Here is a 14,905-nt window from a genome sequence, read left to right as displayed (position 1 = left end):
ACTGTTTTACGATATAACTTTGAGACGACAGCTGCGCCGCTCAATCAACCTTATTACCAACTAAGAGACGTAAACGGATGAACTTTTCGAGACAAGCCTTATTGGGCATTGGGATGATTATAGGCGGTAGCGTGATGCTATACGCTATGGTGCAACAGATAGGCGATAGCAATGAGCAGCCTGCTCCAACCTCAGCGATGGTAGATACGCCAAATACTGAGCAAGCAGCTGCACAACCGTTGACAACTGATATCGAGACAGAAAAACGCATCTTGGCACAGAAACAAAAAGAGCGGGCTGCTCGTGTCGCAGAACAAGAGAAGCGTGCACAGCAATTTTTAACAGAACAAGAAGCAGCTGAGGCCGAAGCATTGGCGAAAGCACGTGCTGAAAGTCAGCAATATGTAGCCAACAGTGCACCCGTTGTTGAAGATGCTGAGACTCCAGAAGCGGCAAAAGATGTCGCTCAAGATCTGACCGTTCAGCCTCGTACGGATAGTGAGTTGGCTGCTGATGCCAAGAAAACTAGTGATGCTGAAAAGCAAAAGGCTGTTCAAGCGCAACAAGAAGCCCAGCGTCAAGCTGCCATTAAAGCAGAAGCCGCTGCTCAAAAATTAGCGGATAGTAAAAAAGCAGCTGAAGCAAACGAGCAAGCGAAAGTAAAGAGGCAAGCAGAGGCCAAAAAGCAGGCTGAAGCACAAGCACTGGCAGCACAAAAGCGAGAAGCTACCGAAGCGGCTAAGAAAGAGCCACCAAAGTCACCTTCTGATTATGAAGTCAAAAGAGGTGATGGGCTCATCAAGCTAGCAAGACAATACAATATGCCTGTCGAAGTATTGGCTCAAGCCAATAATATCTCGCCGCTGGCCTCGTTACAATTGGGTCAAAGTATAACGATTCCGTCACGGGCTCAAGTGCAGCGCTTAGAACGTGAAGCCGCCGCCGCTGAGCAGGCTCGTCAAAAAGAAGCTGACTTGGCTAAGAAAACAGCAGAAGCCAAGCGGGAAGCACAGCAGAAACTCAGCGAAGCTCGTAAAGAAGTCAAAGAGACAGATGCCAAAGGTAGCTTTGGGGTACAAGTGGCCTTGGCAAATGATCAGAATAGAGCTGATGATTTGGTAAAAAAGTTCCAAGCAGCAGGCTATCAGGTTAAAACCAGTCGTACCAGTCGCGGCGTCCGGGTCGTGGTCGGCCCTGAGCGTGGTAAAATCGCAGCCTTGGCGCTAAAGGATAAGATTAATAGTGACCCTAAAGTGAATACAACGGGCGCTTGGGTATTATACTGGTGATAGCTTGATAGCTGGTTTGCTAAGTTTGTATTCTAGTATACCGAATTGACCTTATCGTCATCATGAAAACACGACATCTATTGTCGTGTTTTTTGTTTTATCGTTTGCCGATTTAGGTCAGCTTGGTTACGATAAGCACCGTTTTTCTCTACTTCTCTTTTTATAACCTGTCAGTCTATCAAGACTGCCTTGCCGTGGTCAGTTATGTGTTGCCACTTCCACGAAGTCACCATAGCTATCTGACCGCTTTAATCATGTATAAGGTAAAACCATGTCGTTTGGTGTTATATTTTTAATTTTGGCCGTTGGGTTTTTAGGGCTGATTACCGTACCAAAACTGTTAGAAAAACGCACCGTCGTTGAGCCTGATCCAAAGCCAGTACGCGGTGATGAGTTGGCTATTTGGCCGTTTGCGCCGATGCCGATTATGACGGATACTGAAGTGATATTTTTTAATAAGTTAAAAAACGCGCTGCCTGAATATCACATATTCGTGCAAGTTCAGCTATCACGAATCATTGAAGCCAATAGTAGTGAGACATCAGAACGTAGCTTTTGGTTCAATCGTATCTGTCGCCAGAGCGTTGACTACGTGATCGTGGATGTCGATGCTCAGACCACGCTGGTGGCTATCGAGCTTGATGATTGGACGCATAGTAGTAAAGCGCGGCAAAAGGCTGATGACAAGAAAGACAAAGCGCTTGCCAGTGCTGGTATTGCGATGGTGCGCTTTCATGCAGAGCGTATGCCCAGTGCAGACATGCTTAGATATGAGCTGATGCAGGTGATTGAAAATTATTAAGCTTGTCCGTTTTAAGTATCTAGGGCGTGTCCTCAATTAGATTGTGAGGCTTAAAATGAGAAAAATTGTAGATAAACAAGGAAGAAATTGCCGTCAATATGAACATATTGGCAAAATTGCTGACGATGTTTAGCAAAATTTAGCCATTTTAAGGCCACTAAATGTATTAATGTGCTAATTGATGACACGCCCTAGGTTAGCTAAGACGCTTCATCTATTTGGTTTGGTTGATTGGGACAAATAACGATTGGTCTATCTTTCACAAAATATAATCCTGTCGCAGGCGGCTCATTATCTGACCAAACCGTTTGTGTTTGATACGCATCGTAAAAGTCGCGCTTGGTAAACCATTCTATATAATGCGCGGCTCGTAACTGTGTCATGTCGATGCTAGCGAGATTAGCCATATTATTCTTATCGCACCATTCATGCATCGGAAAGCTGGGTGTTAGCCAAGCAGGGTAGTTAAAGTTATTTATGCCTATAGGCAAAAAGAATCGACCTTTTATAATGCCATAACGTTTGTCAATTTTAACTTGCCCATGATTGTCTGTATCTACCCACACCGCCCGAAACTGCTTGGTCTGCATGTGTGTCATCTTGCGCTGCAAATTGTCATTGGCATTAATCCCCACCCAGTTCACAGGTTCAAAAGGGGCTGATCCCATAAAAAACTTGATGGCCAGCTCCCAATGCTCAACCAGCTTGTCTTGATGGTTATACAAGATTAAATCTATTTCACCAGTCGTTTGCTTACCGTTAAATAACTGCACGTTATTAGCGAGTGTCTCGTACGGATGCAATTGGTGCGCAAATCCATCTTCTAACCAAAATGATAATAACCCTTCAAAGTGAAACCCCAGTCGATTAGGACTTGGGCGCTTAAGTAAATATCGAGTCAACGCTTGATAGTCAGTGGTGGTATCCAGCTCTGTTAACCGCTGCTCATACGCCTCAAACTGTGCTTGCCAAAAGTGAGAACTATGTACTGAAATAGCATGTGTATTCTCATGCGGTGCAAAGTCTATCCACTGAGTTAATACGTTAGGACAAGCAAGCGCATAAGCCAAATCACGCACGTAGGGTCGACGGTAACGCTCCCAAGGGGCATCATCTATAGGGCGGGTAGAGGTGGGTTGAGCGATAGGCTCGGACATAGGATAAACCAGTATAAAGGTGTAGCATTTACCCTAACGGCTCGCTATATAAAAGTCTATAGGATACGAGTATCGGCTAGGGTAGTGCTAAGCTTTTGGCGCTAAAACATGATATTAATGTGATAGATATGAATGCTGATATCAGGCAGTGATAGCAAGTAAGGTAATAGGATGCTAACTACTGCTTTGAGTAGAGAGAGTTGCCATTTAGGCTGATATTGATATGGTTTTTGTTTTGGATTGGTTGGAATATGAGTTTTCTGTTTCATGTGTCTAGCTCCATAATTTACCGTAACTTGATTGATACGGCTTACTTGAAACTATCCTAAGAGATAAGGTTTTTTATCACATTGCATTTGCAATATGTAGCTTGCATTTGCAATTCATGAGATCAATATTTTTTCAAATCACTTAGCAGTCTATTTGCATCCGAAAACATACCGTTTATATTCCTCGCTTTTAAACCTTTAAGATTCATTGCATCAATATACTCGGCTAATCCTGCTTGCGTTGGCTGGTTAGTGCTTTTCTGGTTATCGGTCTTAAACATATAGGGTGTAGTATTAGGGTCTAATAACAAATCCTTCAAAACTGCTATCAAATGATAAGCACTATCTTTGGGGTTTAACTCTTTATTGTCATCGGCTGACTTGTCTTCTATTTCAGTTTTGGCTTGTGCTAGCTCGTTTTGAAGGTCTGCCACTTTTTGTCTTGGCTTCTCGATAACTGCGGTATCGGTTTGGTTGAAAAGTTTATCTAGGTCTAACTTTGGATAAAGTAAATCGTGAAAAATAATTGAAAAATCCTCTTTTATTTCACGATAATAAAGAATATTATTTTCGACAATTTCTTGCTTTCCATCTATGTGATAAGGCTCAATAGTACAGTTGATAATATTAATATAGTTTGAACAGTTATTCTCAATTAACTTGTCAAAATTCTTATCACTAAGAAAATAATAATCTCTAACACTCATACTACCAGTGATATTTAATAAAACCATTTCATGGTTAATGAAACGACCTGATTTACTTGTTATTACTTTTTTTTCTAAAAAATCCACACTACCACTATAATGAAATACTGGGTGCAATTTATCATTTCGCACAAGTTGAATGATAGTTTCAATGAGTCTATTTTGGTCTATTGAGCATTCTAAATCAAAATCATAGCTGCATTTATCTGTTAAATACTCAGCAACATCATTTAGTGTTAAATATTCATTAATGTCATATAAAGCCACAATACACACCCCTACACCCTTTAATCAAAATAGGTGCAAGGCAGTGACAGCATAAGGGTGTGTAAATAGCTGTCGTTCGGGTAATTAGTCCTAGCCTTACAAGATTTATTATTACTTCCTTGATGAACCATCATACAATTACCAGTCAAATTTAGCACAAAAAAAAGCCAACCATTGAAAACAATGATTGGCTTTTCTCTTTACTGCTATGTTTGGTCGGAACGGCAGGATTTGAACCTGCGACCACTACACCCCCAGTGTAGTGCGCTACCAGACTGCGCTACGCCCCGAATGACTGACTATTTTACGCAAAATTGCACATATTGCAAGAGCTATTTATTTTGCCCAAACTCTAACTCGCAATTTTGCGTATAGCCATCAGCATAGCCATTTAGTCGTTTACCTTAACCCAAAAGCTCTTTTAGGATTTGGTTCACTTGTTGCGGATTGGCACTACCGCGACTGGCTTTCATGACTTGTCCAACCAGACCGTTAAAGGCTTTTTCTTTACCACCACGATACTCATCGACCATCGCTTGATTCTTAGCGATGACTTCTTCAACGATGGCTTTGATAGCGCCCGTATCAGTTTCTTGCTTAAGACCTTTTGCTTCGATGATCTTATCGGCTGCATCATCAGCATCGCCGCCTTCACGCTCGTATAGAGCACTAAAGACTTTCTTAGCCAGTTTGCCCGATAGCGTGTCATCTTTGATACGTTTTAGCATACCAGCCAATTGCTTAGCGCTGATAGGGGAGTCAGTGATTTCTTTGTCGTCTTTATTCAACGCACCCAGCAAATCGCCCATGACCCAGTTGCCAGCCATTTTGGCATCTGACTGACCCACTTCTGCGACCACATCTTCGAAGTAATCGGCAATTTGACGACTACCAGTGAGGATACGAGCATCATATTCTGATAGACCAAGTGCTTCTTCGAAGCGCGCACGACGTGCTACAGGTAGCTCAGGCATGGCTGCTTTAATCGCATCAACCGTATGCTGCTCAATACGGACAGGCAGCAGATCAGGATCAGGGAAATAGCGATAGTCATTGGCATCTTCTTTGGTACGCATCACACGAGTTTCATCGCGCTCTGGATCATACAGCATAGTTGCTTGAACGACTTTACCACCTTCCTCGATGATGTCGATTTGACGCTCGATTTCACGATTGATAGCACGTTCGATAAAGCGGAACGAGTTCAAGTTCTTTAGCTCGGTACGCGTACCAAGCTCATCACCTGGTCTGCGCACAGAGACGTTACAATCGCAGCGGAACGAGCCTTCTGCCATGATAGCGTCAGAGATACCCAGCCAAGTGACCAACTGATGAATCGCTTTGATGTAGGCAAGTGCTTCGTGAGCAGAGCGCATATCAGGTTCAGAGACGATTTCGATCAGCGGCGTACCTGCACGGTTGAGATCGACACCCGTCATACCATCGACGGCATCATGCACAGATTTACCAGCATCTTCTTCTAAATGTGCGCGGGTGATACCCATACGTTTCGGATATTCGTTCTTTTCACCTTCATTGACCACGACATCGATGTAGCCTTCACCGACGATAGGATTGGCCATCTGAGTGATTTGATAGCCTTTAGGCAAATCAGGGTAAAAGTAGTTTTTGCGATCAAACGTATTAAACAGACCCAGTTCAGCATTGACGCCGATACCGAATTTTAGCGCGCGATCGACCACGCCAGCATTTAGCACTGGCAATACGCCAGGTAGACCCAAGTCTACAATGCTGGCTTGGCTGTTTGGCTCATGACCAAAGTCAGTCGGCGCACTTGAGAATATCTTGCTCTCCGTGTTCAACTGGCAGTGAATCTCAATGCCGATGACGACTTCATAGCCATCGATGAATAGCTCTTTACGCACGGCGTGTTCACGGACGGCATTGTTATCAGTAGTAGCTGTACTCATTATACCGTCTCCTTTGCGATGGCAGAGTGTTGTAGATGATGATCGGTATGCTGCTGGAACAGATGCGCGGTCGTGAGCAGTTGACTCTCTTGCCAGTGCTTACCGATTAATTGTAAGCCAATTGGTAGACCTTCTGTAGTCAAACCAACTGGTTGGCTAAGCGCAGGCAGACCCGCTAAGTTGACCGCGATGGTATAAACATCGCCTAAGTACATGGTCGCAGGGTCAAGATTGTCGCTTAATTTATAGGCAGCAGTTGGTGCGGTTGGACTGGCAATCACATCACAGCTCGCAAATGCTTCATCGAAGTCTTTGACGATTAAGCGGCGGATTTTCTGTGCTTTAGTATAGTAAGCATCAAAGTAGCCTGCCGAGAGCGCATAAGTACCGGTCAGGATGCGGCGCTGTACTTCAGGACCAAAGCCTTCAGAGCGTGAGCGTGTGTATAGATCGATCAGATCCGTTGGGTTTTCACAGCGATAGCCGAAACGTACACCATCGAAGCGTGACAGGTTAGATGATGCTTCGGCAGGGGCCAGCATATAGTAAGTAGCAAGCGTGATTTCAGGATCAGTGATGTTCACTTCTACAATCGTTGCGCCCAGCTCTTCGTACTTCTTAAGAGCCGCACGTGCTGCTTGTTCAACTTCGCTATCAAGCCCTGTACTAAAGTACTCTTTAGCCACGCCAATACGCAAACCAGCAAATGGTTTGTCACCAGCAGCGGCTTCAGCATCATTGATGTCTTGTACATAGTCAGGCATGTCATATTTGATAGAAGTTGCATCGCGTGGATCGTGACCAATCATTGGCTGTAGCAAATAAGCGCAATCTTTAGCGCTGCGTCCCATGCTGCCAGCTTGATCCAAACTTGAGGCATAGGCAATCATACCGAAGCGTGATACGCGGCCATAAGTAGGCTTGATACCCGTTAAGCCGCAGAATGAGGCAGGCTGACGAATAGAGCCACCCGTATCACTACCGGTAGCAACTGGGACGAAACCAGCGGCAACGGCGGCAGCACTACCACCTGACGAGCCACCAGGGACGCGCTCTAGGTTCCAAGGGTTCTGTACCGTGCCGTAGTATGAGCTGCTATTGTCTGAGCCCATCGCAAACTCATCCATGTTGAGCTTGCCCAAGCTAATCATGCCTGCTTTATCGATGTTAGAAACGATAGTTGCATCATAAGGTGACACAAAGTTATGCAGCATCTTTGAGCCACAAGTCGTTAGCACGCCTTGGGTACAAAAGATGTCTTTGTGCGCCATCGGTACGCCGAGTAGGGGACGTTGATCGCCCTGTGCACGCATCTCATCTGCCGCTTTTGCTTGCGCGCGTGCAGTCTCAGAGGTGTGAGTGATAAAGCTGTTAATCTTGCTGTCTAGCGCATCGATACGCTTGATATAGTGTTCAGTCAGTTCAAGACTACTAAATTGTTTGTCTTGTAAGCCCGTAATCAGCTGCTGAGTACTTAATAAATGAAGTTCAGACATAAGGTGTCGTCCGTCAAAATGTTAATAACATAAAATCGAATGGTATAAAGGAGGAGAGATAATCGACCGCTTATTCAATCACTTGTGGTACCAGATACAAACCGTCTTCAACGGCTGGTGCGACCGATTGATTGCGTTCGCGGTTGATATCGTGTTTGGCAACATCAGCGCGTAACTCTTGGCAAGCTTCATGGATGTTCGATAATGGTTTGATGTCAGTGGTATCCACGTTAGCAAGCGTATGCATAAGCTTTAGTACTTTACTGATGTCGTCGGCATAGTTATCGGCCGTAGTCTCATCGACACCTAAACGCGCAAGGCTGGCAACTTCTAGGATTTCTTCACGACTGACGTTGCTGTCAGACGTTGTTGGCTGCTGTGACATAGTTTCTCCAGTGAAGGACAGTTTTTGTTAGATTTAGGTACTAATTTGGGTATTGAGCAGGTAATAAGATAAAATCTGATATAGAGTTGCGTTATTATAAAGCATCTGACCTAAGTTTACAGAGCATGACGCTTGATTGATGCACAATATCAACCAAGAGCAAGTGATTTGCAAAATTGACTGAATAATTCATGGTTGATTTTCAATTGCTTCACCATTATGTTCTGAAATACGTTACAGTATGCACTTGTGCTATTAAGCAAAACCTCATCTGCCTGTAGAACCCTTGTTAGTTATTGAATTAAATGGTGTTTCATTAGATTGAGCGATAGAGTCTGCTATTTCAAACTTTGAAACAACTTTTAGCGTTTAAGACTAAAATCCTTACTTATTGATGCAAATACCTGTGTTTTTTTTGAGCTAAATAGGTATAATTTAGCTCGATTTTTTCATTTCATCATTATTGCTTAGGTTTGGCTTGTTGCGATGTTCAGCTTTCGCTTCAGGTAATGTCTAATGACGACCTGCTCAACACTGACGAGTAACACCTCAGTCAATCTCATTCGCCTCATTCGTAAGACGCTGGATATATTAGTCATGAACCTGTTTGGATTTTTATCAAATAATATCGCTATCGACCTCGGTACTGCGAACACCCTCATTTTTATTCCTAATAAAGGTGTCGTACTTGACGAGCCTACGGTAGTGGCGCTACGAAGTAATCGTACGCAAAACCCTACCGTTGCTGCTGTTGGTATTGATGCCAAGCAGATGCTTGGTCGTACACCTTCCAATATCACGGCGATTCGCCCACTAAAAGACGGTGTGATTGCTGACTTTGAAGTGACGCAAAAGATGCTTAAGCATTTTATCATGAAGGTAAAAGCCAAGCGTTTTATGGCGCAGCCTAACGTGGTCGTTTGCGTGCCTTGTAAGTCTACCCTAGTTGAGCGTAAAGCGATTCGTGAGGCAGTATCATCAGCAGGCGCTAGCAAAGTATTATTGCTAGAGGAGCCGATGGCGGCCGCAATTGGTGCTGGTATGCCAGTTCACGAAGCCAGTGGTTCTATGGTCGTTGATATCGGCGGTGGCACGACTGAGATTGCTGTTATCGCGCTATCTGGTTGCGTCTATGCTGAGTCTATCCGTATCGGTGGCGATATGTTTGATGAAGCGATCATTACCCATGTACGCCGTACGCACGGTTGTGTCATCGGTGAGACGACTGCTGAACGCATCAAAAAAGAAGTTGGCTCTGCACTGAACGAAGAAGGCCAGCTAGAAGTAGAAGTGCGTGGTCGTAGCATGGCAGAAGGCGTGCCAAAAACGTTCACAGTCAATTCAGAAGAAGTACAGAAAGCACTGAGTGATCCATTGAGTGGTATCGTTAGCGCAGTAAAAGCAGCGCTTGAGCAAACACCACCTGAGCTGTCATCTGATATCGCAGAGCGCGGTATTGTATTGACAGGTGGCGGTGCTTTATTACGTGATTTAGACAAGTTGATTTCAAGAGAGACAGGTTTGCCTGTGACGGTTGCCGAAGATCCACTGACTTGTGTCAGCCGCGGCGGTGGTATTGCTCTTGATTTTATCAATAACAAAAGTTTAAACATGATTTTCGTTTAAATTATTTAAACTAAAATGAAGCAACAGGTTATAAAGATATAAAATTAAAGGTAGCCCGCTGCGCTACCTTTAATTACATTATTCAATGCTAGAATTCCGTACTGGCTACCGCTTATTTTATAACCCCTGAGTTAGACGACTTATGATTCCAAGTATTTTTGCGCGCCAGCCATTAGCACTTCGCAAGACTGCCATCGTATTGATAGTAGCCTTGGTGTTGATGTGGTTCGATAGCAAAAACTCAGAATGGTTTAAGCCAATACGTAACACCAGCCATGCCGCTATGCAGCCTATTTATGAGTTGTCGCTTTTACCGAGCTATGCCAAGCATTGGGCGAGTGGAAGCCTGCAGTCTAAAGAAGCCTTACGCCGCGAAAACATACAGCTAAAGTCTCAATTGATACACGCGCAAGCCAAACTCCAGCAGCAAGATTATATTCTGGCACAAAACGCACGCCTGCAAGGTATTCTCTCGACTACCGAGCCTGAGCAGTTTGATCTCAATCTTGCACAAGTTATCGGCACAGATACCAATTTGCTCAGACAAATTGTGATGCTTAATAAAGGCGCACAAGATGGTGTGCAAGTAGGACAAACAGTCATTGATGAAAAAGGTATCTTAGGGCAAATTATTAATGTTTATCCTAATACCAGTCGATTACTCTTGATTACTGATGAACAGCAATCGGTTGCCGTTACTGTCAAGCGGACAGGTCAACGCGCTATCGTGACGGGGAAGGGGATACCAACGTCATTAAGCCTCGATTACGTATTCAAAACTTCAGACGTACGTGTGGGGGATGAGCTGGTTTCGTCAGGGCTAGGTGGTCGTATTCCAGCAGGGTATCGAGTCGGTCGTATTGCTCATATTAAAGAAGTTCAAGCTGACAACTTCAAAAGTATAGAGGTAACGCCCGCTGCGAACTTTATTGATAATGCATATGTTCTCATTCTGCAAGACAAACGGGTCAACAGCAATGATATTGCTCTCGATGAGCGCTAAGTAAGTGCGATTCAGCTAACCACTCATCGATCGTTATCGAACAGCCTATTTTCTGTACCTACTCAATCACAGTATTCATCCAATTAATGCCTAGCTATCTTTAATAGCCACCGCTAACACACCCGCTAAGGTAAGTACTCATGTCGTATCCTGATTCTGAGAATGCAACGGTAGTACTCATTATTACGATTATTCTCAGCTTTATCGTGGCTTCATCACTTAATGTCTATCCTTTGAGCTCTAGCATGGCCGCACTGCGTCCTATGGTCATGATTATGGTGCTGATTTTTTGGTTGTTGTTTCAACCACGCTATGTTGGCATCTTTACAGCATTTACCATCGGTATTATTGCTGATCTATTGATGGATACCCATTTGGGAGAGCAAGCCTTTGCCGCAGTAGTAGTTGCCCTCTTTATCAAAATTACCAGTATATATATTAGGCAAATGAACACCGCTAGCGCATGGTTAGTAGCAAGCTTTGGATTGATTGTGTTTCAATTGAATTTATGGATGCTACAGATGTTTGTTCAGAATACCTTTGTCGCTCAATCCGCCTTATCATTACTAATGAGTATCCTGAGCTGGCCTTTGGTTCTATTCGTGCTACGCAAGTTTGTGCGTTAATCACTACGCTTATGAACAACAATACCTATAAATAATAATGCTCGTTCATAACTCATAGGGCGATAGCGATTGTTCAGGCCGATTCTGAGACACCAATTAATAAAAGATTTTAGTATTTAATACATACGAATTTATATAAAGAGAGTTGCGATGGATATCATTTTAGCATCTGGTTCGCCGCGTCGTCGTGAGCTATTAGAGAGAGCGCAACTGGACTTTAGTATCTTGAGCGTGGATATTGATGAAACGCAATACGATAACGAATCACCAAAAGACTATATCGAGCGTATGGTCGTCACCAAAGCCGAGGCTGCGATACAAAAGCTAAATGAGGCGAGTCATGCAAATAAAAATAATCTTGCTGAGCAGCTTATTATTTTAACTTCTGACACTATTGGCGTACTGCCAGATGGTAAAACGGTACTGGTCAAACCAGTCGATCGCGAGCACGCTTATAGTATGTGGCAGCAAATGTCTGATAGTGTCCATGAAGTATGGACAGCGGTTCAAGCAACTCACATACAGCTGTTGCCCACAACATCAAAGCACGATACATCAACACATAATATATCAATGCAAAATCTAGCTTTCCAAATTATCAAGCAGCAGCAAATCACTGAACGTACAGAAGTGAGGTTTATCCCACTGACAGTACAAATGATGAGCGACTACTGGGATAGTGGTGAGCCTGCTGATAAAGCCGGTGGTTATGGTATTCAAGGCTTGGGTGCTGCATGGGTCAGCCGGATTAATGGTAGCTATACCAATGTTGTTGGTTTGCCGCTTTCGCAAACGTTGGCATTAATTAAAACGCTTACCGATGCGAGTATTGATTAAAGAGATAAGGCAAACTGTATAGAGCTAGCTTATTTGTGAGAAATCAGTCGTCAACTCTCTGCACATAATGACACGTGAGAGTAATGGGCGAGAGCAAGCCGCATTTGTTACACTATAAAGATAATAGGCGATGAACGTCTAACAAGAAAGCTGAGAGATAAGAGAAAACATTATGTCCGAAGAGCTGCTGATTAATATTAGTCCAATGGAGTCCCGTGTTGCAATACTAGACAACGGCATCTTGGGTGAGATTTATATTGAACGTCATCATAAACTGGGTTTGGTGGGTAATATTTATCTGGGTACAGTCGTACGTGTCCTACCTGGAATGCAGGCGGCATTCGTTGATATCGGTCAGTCACGCACAGCATTCTTACATGTCAATGATATGCAGCGTGAGCCTCGTCCAGTAAAGAAAGCGCCTGACACTGCCAAAAATCAAACCAATGGCGCGACAGAAAGCATTACTGACGATTTGGACGTCCCCCCACCGATAGTCAATACTCAGAGTACGGAAGTCATACCGGCTTCTAAAACACTCATTCAGCATCGTCTGCACGAAAGCCAACGTATCTTAGTGCAGGTTACGAAAGATCAGCTAGGTAGTAAAGGCGCTCGTCTAACCACCAACATATCACTACCGTCACGCTACTTGGTTTATCTACCATCGAGTGAACACATCGGTATATCTCAGCGCATCGATGGCGAGGAAGAGCGTAATCGCCTAAAGACTGAGCTGACTAGCTTGATGCAGACGGTTAATCTAAAAGGTGGTCTTATCGCTCGTACGGCTGCGGAACGTGTCCCTGTTGATAAGCTAGAAGAAGACATCTATTATCTATTGCAGCTTTGGCGTACTATTTGTGCCCGTCGTCAAGAGATTAACCATCATCAAAGCTCAGAGCTTATTTATCAAGAGCTAGCATTGCCACTACGTTCGATCCGCGACTTGGTACATGCTGATACCGAAAAAGTTATCATTGATAATGCGCAAATCTATGAACAAGTACGATACTTCGCCAAAGAGTTTGTTCCTTTTGTGTATGATCGAATCGTGCACTATACCGCTGAACAATCGCTCTTCGATGTACATCGTGTCGAAGATGATCTAAAAGATGCTTTGAAGCGCCGTGTCGATCTAAAGTCAGGTGGCTATCTCATTATTGACCAGACTGAAGCAATGACGACGATAGATGTCAATACAGGATCATTCGTTGGTGGTCGCTCGTTAGAAGATACAGTTTATAAGACTAACTTAGAGGCCACTCATGCTATTGCCCGCCAGTTACGTTTACGGAACCTAGGCGGTATTATCATCTTGGACTTTATCGATATGCTTGAGCAGCAGCATAAAGATGATGTGCTTGAGAGTTTACAATCACAGCTCACGCAAGATTATGCCAAAACTAAGATTACGCAAGTCAGTGAGCTTGGCTTGGTAGAGATGACCCGTAAACGTACACGGGAGTCATTGGGGCAGCAGCTCTGTGAGCCATGTTCGACCTGTCAAGGTCGTGGGTTTGTAAAAACTGCCGAGACGGTCTGTTTTGAGATATTCCGTGAGATTATGCGTTGTGCTCGTACTTATAACTCTCCCAAAAAGTTCACCGTAGTGGCGCATGCCGCTGTTATTGACTTGTTACTAACTTCAGAGTCGGACACAGTCGCAGATCTAGAGTATTTGCTAGGTAGAGTCATTACTTTTGATGTAGAAAATCTTTACACTCAAGAGCAATATGACATCGTTTTGGATTGATACATTTGCCACTACTAACAGAGATAAAGGTAATTATTAGAAATAGATAGCTTTGTTTATAAAGCGTAATATCTGCATTCGCTATAGATATAGCTCTTGCAATGAACGAAATACTATGTATAATATACACCACTGAATTATATATGCGCAGCCAATTAAAAAGCTGGCGCTATGACAGCTAGAGCATCGTTTCTAGCACTATTTCATTATGCCTCTACTAACATCCGATAATGGAAGGGTTGGTGGGGCTTTAAACTATTTCGCTTTTAGCACGCTATTGGTTCTGATAAAGAACATATTCTGGTTAAGAACAGAATGCCGCTTTAAGTGAATATTTAACCAAACGGCTTTTGATCATATCTTTGCAAAGCAAGAATGACAAAAGCACATATTAGGAGCTTGCTGGCATGGCTAACCAGAGAATCCGTATCCGTCTTAAGTCTTTTGATCATCGTCTGATCGATCAATCTGCACAAGAGATCGTTGATACTGCAAAGCGCACCGGTGCGCAAGTTTGTGGTCCTGTACCGTTGCCGACTCGCATTGAGCGCTTCAACGTTCTAACCTCACCACACGTTAACAAAGACGCACGTGACCAGTACGAAATCCGTACTCACAAGCGTATGGTTGATATCGTTCAGCCTACTGATAAAACTGTGGATGCGCTAATGAAATTAGATTTAGCGGCGGGTGTTGACGTTCAAATTGCTTTGGGTTAATGCACATTACACACCCAACCCATTAATATAAGATA

The 14,905-nt window shown here is 43.7% G+C and carries 14 protein-coding genes and 1 tRNA gene; 8 read left to right on the top strand and 7 right to left on the bottom strand.

The window, feature by feature from the left end; all coding sequences use genetic code 11:
- The first annotated feature begins 77 nt into the window (after window positions 1-77).
- Window positions 78-1,289 (top strand): LysM domain-containing protein, encoded by a 1,212-nt coding sequence (locus I6E61_RS12810; protein WP_197135105.1) that lies wholly within the window; start codon window positions 78-80, stop codon window positions 1,287-1,289.
- A gap of 271 nt (window positions 1,290-1,560) precedes the next feature.
- Window positions 1,561-2,091: a DUF2726 domain-containing protein gene (locus I6E61_RS12805; protein ID WP_197135104.1), complete on the top strand. Its 531-nt coding sequence runs from the start codon at window positions 1,561-1,563 to the stop codon at window positions 2,089-2,091.
- Between the two features lie 200 nt (window positions 2,092-2,291).
- On the opposite strand, the gene I6E61_RS12800 is transcribed toward I6E61_RS12805, so the two are convergent.
- The 7 genes from I6E61_RS12800 to gatC all read right to left on the bottom strand — a co-directional run bounded on the left by I6E61_RS12800 (window position 2,292) and on the right by gatC (window position 8,303).
- The gene (locus I6E61_RS12800; protein ID WP_197135103.1) at window positions 2,292-3,248 is read right to left on the bottom strand and encodes a DUF1853 family protein; all 957 of its coding nucleotides are present in this window, start codon (window positions 3,246-3,248) and stop codon (window positions 2,292-2,294) included.
- Between the two features lie 101 nt (window positions 3,249-3,349).
- Entirely contained in the window at window positions 3,350-3,517 is a 168-nt protein-coding gene (locus I6E61_RS12795) for a hypothetical protein (protein WP_197135102.1), read from the bottom strand.
- Between the two features lie 122 nt (window positions 3,518-3,639).
- The gene (locus I6E61_RS12790) at window positions 3,640-4,491 is read right to left on the bottom strand and encodes a hypothetical protein (protein WP_197135101.1); all 852 of its coding nucleotides are present in this window, start codon (window positions 4,489-4,491) and stop codon (window positions 3,640-3,642) included.
- 213 nt (window positions 4,492-4,704) lie between these two features.
- A tRNA-Pro gene (locus tag I6E61_RS12785) sits at window positions 4,705-4,781 on the bottom strand.
- Window positions 4,782-4,895: 114 nt separating this feature from the next.
- Window positions 4,896-6,422: an Asp-tRNA(Asn)/Glu-tRNA(Gln) amidotransferase subunit GatB gene (gene gatB, locus I6E61_RS12780; RefSeq protein WP_197135100.1), complete on the bottom strand. Its 1,527-nt coding sequence runs from the start codon at window positions 6,420-6,422 to the stop codon at window positions 4,896-4,898.
- Complete coding sequence (gatA, locus tag I6E61_RS12775) at window positions 6,422-7,918, bottom strand: Asp-tRNA(Asn)/Glu-tRNA(Gln) amidotransferase subunit GatA (protein WP_197135099.1); 1,497 nt, start codon at window positions 7,916-7,918, stop codon at window positions 6,422-6,424. The genes gatB and gatA overlap by 1 nt, the downstream gene beginning before the upstream one ends.
- A gap of 70 nt (window positions 7,919-7,988) precedes the next feature.
- Entirely contained in the window at window positions 7,989-8,303 is a 315-nt protein-coding gene (gene gatC, locus I6E61_RS12770; protein WP_194198029.1) for an Asp-tRNA(Asn)/Glu-tRNA(Gln) amidotransferase subunit GatC, read from the bottom strand.
- A gap of 597 nt (window positions 8,304-8,900) precedes the next feature.
- Between gatC and I6E61_RS12765 the strand changes: the two genes are divergently transcribed.
- From I6E61_RS12765 to rpsJ, 6 genes are all read left to right on the top strand, one after another.
- Complete coding sequence (locus I6E61_RS12765) at window positions 8,901-9,929, top strand: rod shape-determining protein (protein WP_194198092.1); 1,029 nt, start codon at window positions 8,901-8,903, stop codon at window positions 9,927-9,929.
- 142 nt (window positions 9,930-10,071) lie between these two features.
- Window positions 10,072-10,932 (top strand): rod shape-determining protein MreC, encoded by an 861-nt coding sequence (gene mreC / locus I6E61_RS12760; protein WP_197135098.1) that lies wholly within the window; start codon window positions 10,072-10,074, stop codon window positions 10,930-10,932.
- Window positions 10,933-11,072: 140 nt separating this feature from the next.
- Window positions 11,073-11,558, top strand: coding sequence for a rod shape-determining protein MreD (mreD, locus tag I6E61_RS12755; protein WP_197135097.1), 486 nt, complete (start codon window positions 11,073-11,075; stop codon window positions 11,556-11,558).
- 150 nt (window positions 11,559-11,708) lie between these two features.
- Window positions 11,709-12,395: a nucleoside triphosphate pyrophosphatase gene (locus I6E61_RS12750; protein ID WP_197135096.1), complete on the top strand. Its 687-nt coding sequence runs from the start codon at window positions 11,709-11,711 to the stop codon at window positions 12,393-12,395.
- A gap of 172 nt (window positions 12,396-12,567) precedes the next feature.
- The gene (locus I6E61_RS12745; RefSeq protein ID WP_197135095.1) at window positions 12,568-14,151 is read left to right on the top strand and encodes an Rne/Rng family ribonuclease; all 1,584 of its coding nucleotides are present in this window, start codon (window positions 12,568-12,570) and stop codon (window positions 14,149-14,151) included.
- A 407-nt stretch (window positions 14,152-14,558) separates the two neighbouring features.
- Window positions 14,559-14,870: a 30S ribosomal protein S10 gene (rpsJ, locus tag I6E61_RS12740; RefSeq protein ID WP_010196670.1), complete on the top strand. Its 312-nt coding sequence runs from the start codon at window positions 14,559-14,561 to the stop codon at window positions 14,868-14,870.
- The last annotated feature ends 35 nt before the right edge of the window (window positions 14,871-14,905 follow it).

Origin of the sequence: Psychrobacter sp. NZS113 (genome assembly GCF_015864825.1) — a bacterium.
GTDB lineage: Bacteria > Pseudomonadota > Gammaproteobacteria > Pseudomonadales > Moraxellaceae > Psychrobacter.
This window is presented reverse-complemented; position numbering and strand designations above follow the sequence as displayed.

Bases quoted from the DNA above. Each gene is read 5' to 3' on its own strand.
- gatA (WP_197135099.1), bottom strand. From the start codon at position 7,918: ATGTCTGAACTTCATTTATTAAGTACTCAGCAGCTGATTACGGGCTTA.
- I6E61_RS12750 (WP_197135096.1), top strand. From the start codon at position 11,709: ATGGATATCATTTTAGCATCTGGTTCGCCGCGTCGTCGTGAGCTATTA.
- rpsJ (WP_010196670.1), top strand. From the start codon at position 14,559: ATGGCTAACCAGAGAATCCGTATCCGTCTTAAGTCTTTTGATCATCGT.
- gatC (WP_194198029.1), bottom strand. From the start codon at position 8,303: ATGTCACAGCAGCCAACAACGTCTGACAGCAACGTCAGTCGTGAAGAA.
- I6E61_RS12810 (WP_197135105.1), top strand. From the start codon at position 78: ATGAACTTTTCGAGACAAGCCTTATTGGGCATTGGGATGATTATAGGC.
- gatB (WP_197135100.1), bottom strand. From the start codon at position 6,422: ATGAGTACAGCTACTACTGATAACAATGCCGTCCGTGAACACGCCGTG.
- I6E61_RS12805 (WP_197135104.1), top strand. From the start codon at position 1,561: ATGTCGTTTGGTGTTATATTTTTAATTTTGGCCGTTGGGTTTTTAGGG.
- I6E61_RS12795 (WP_197135102.1), bottom strand. From the start codon at position 3,517: ATGAAACAGAAAACTCATATTCCAACCAATCCAAAACAAAAACCATAT.
- mreD (WP_197135097.1), top strand. From the start codon at position 11,073: ATGTCGTATCCTGATTCTGAGAATGCAACGGTAGTACTCATTATTACG.
- I6E61_RS12800 (WP_197135103.1), bottom strand. From the start codon at position 3,248: ATGTCCGAGCCTATCGCTCAACCCACCTCTACCCGCCCTATAGATGAT.
- mreC (WP_197135098.1), top strand. From the start codon at position 10,072: ATGATTCCAAGTATTTTTGCGCGCCAGCCATTAGCACTTCGCAAGACT.
- I6E61_RS12745 (WP_197135095.1), top strand. From the start codon at position 12,568: ATGTCCGAAGAGCTGCTGATTAATATTAGTCCAATGGAGTCCCGTGTT.
- I6E61_RS12765 (WP_194198092.1), top strand. From the start codon at position 8,901: ATGAACCTGTTTGGATTTTTATCAAATAATATCGCTATCGACCTCGGT.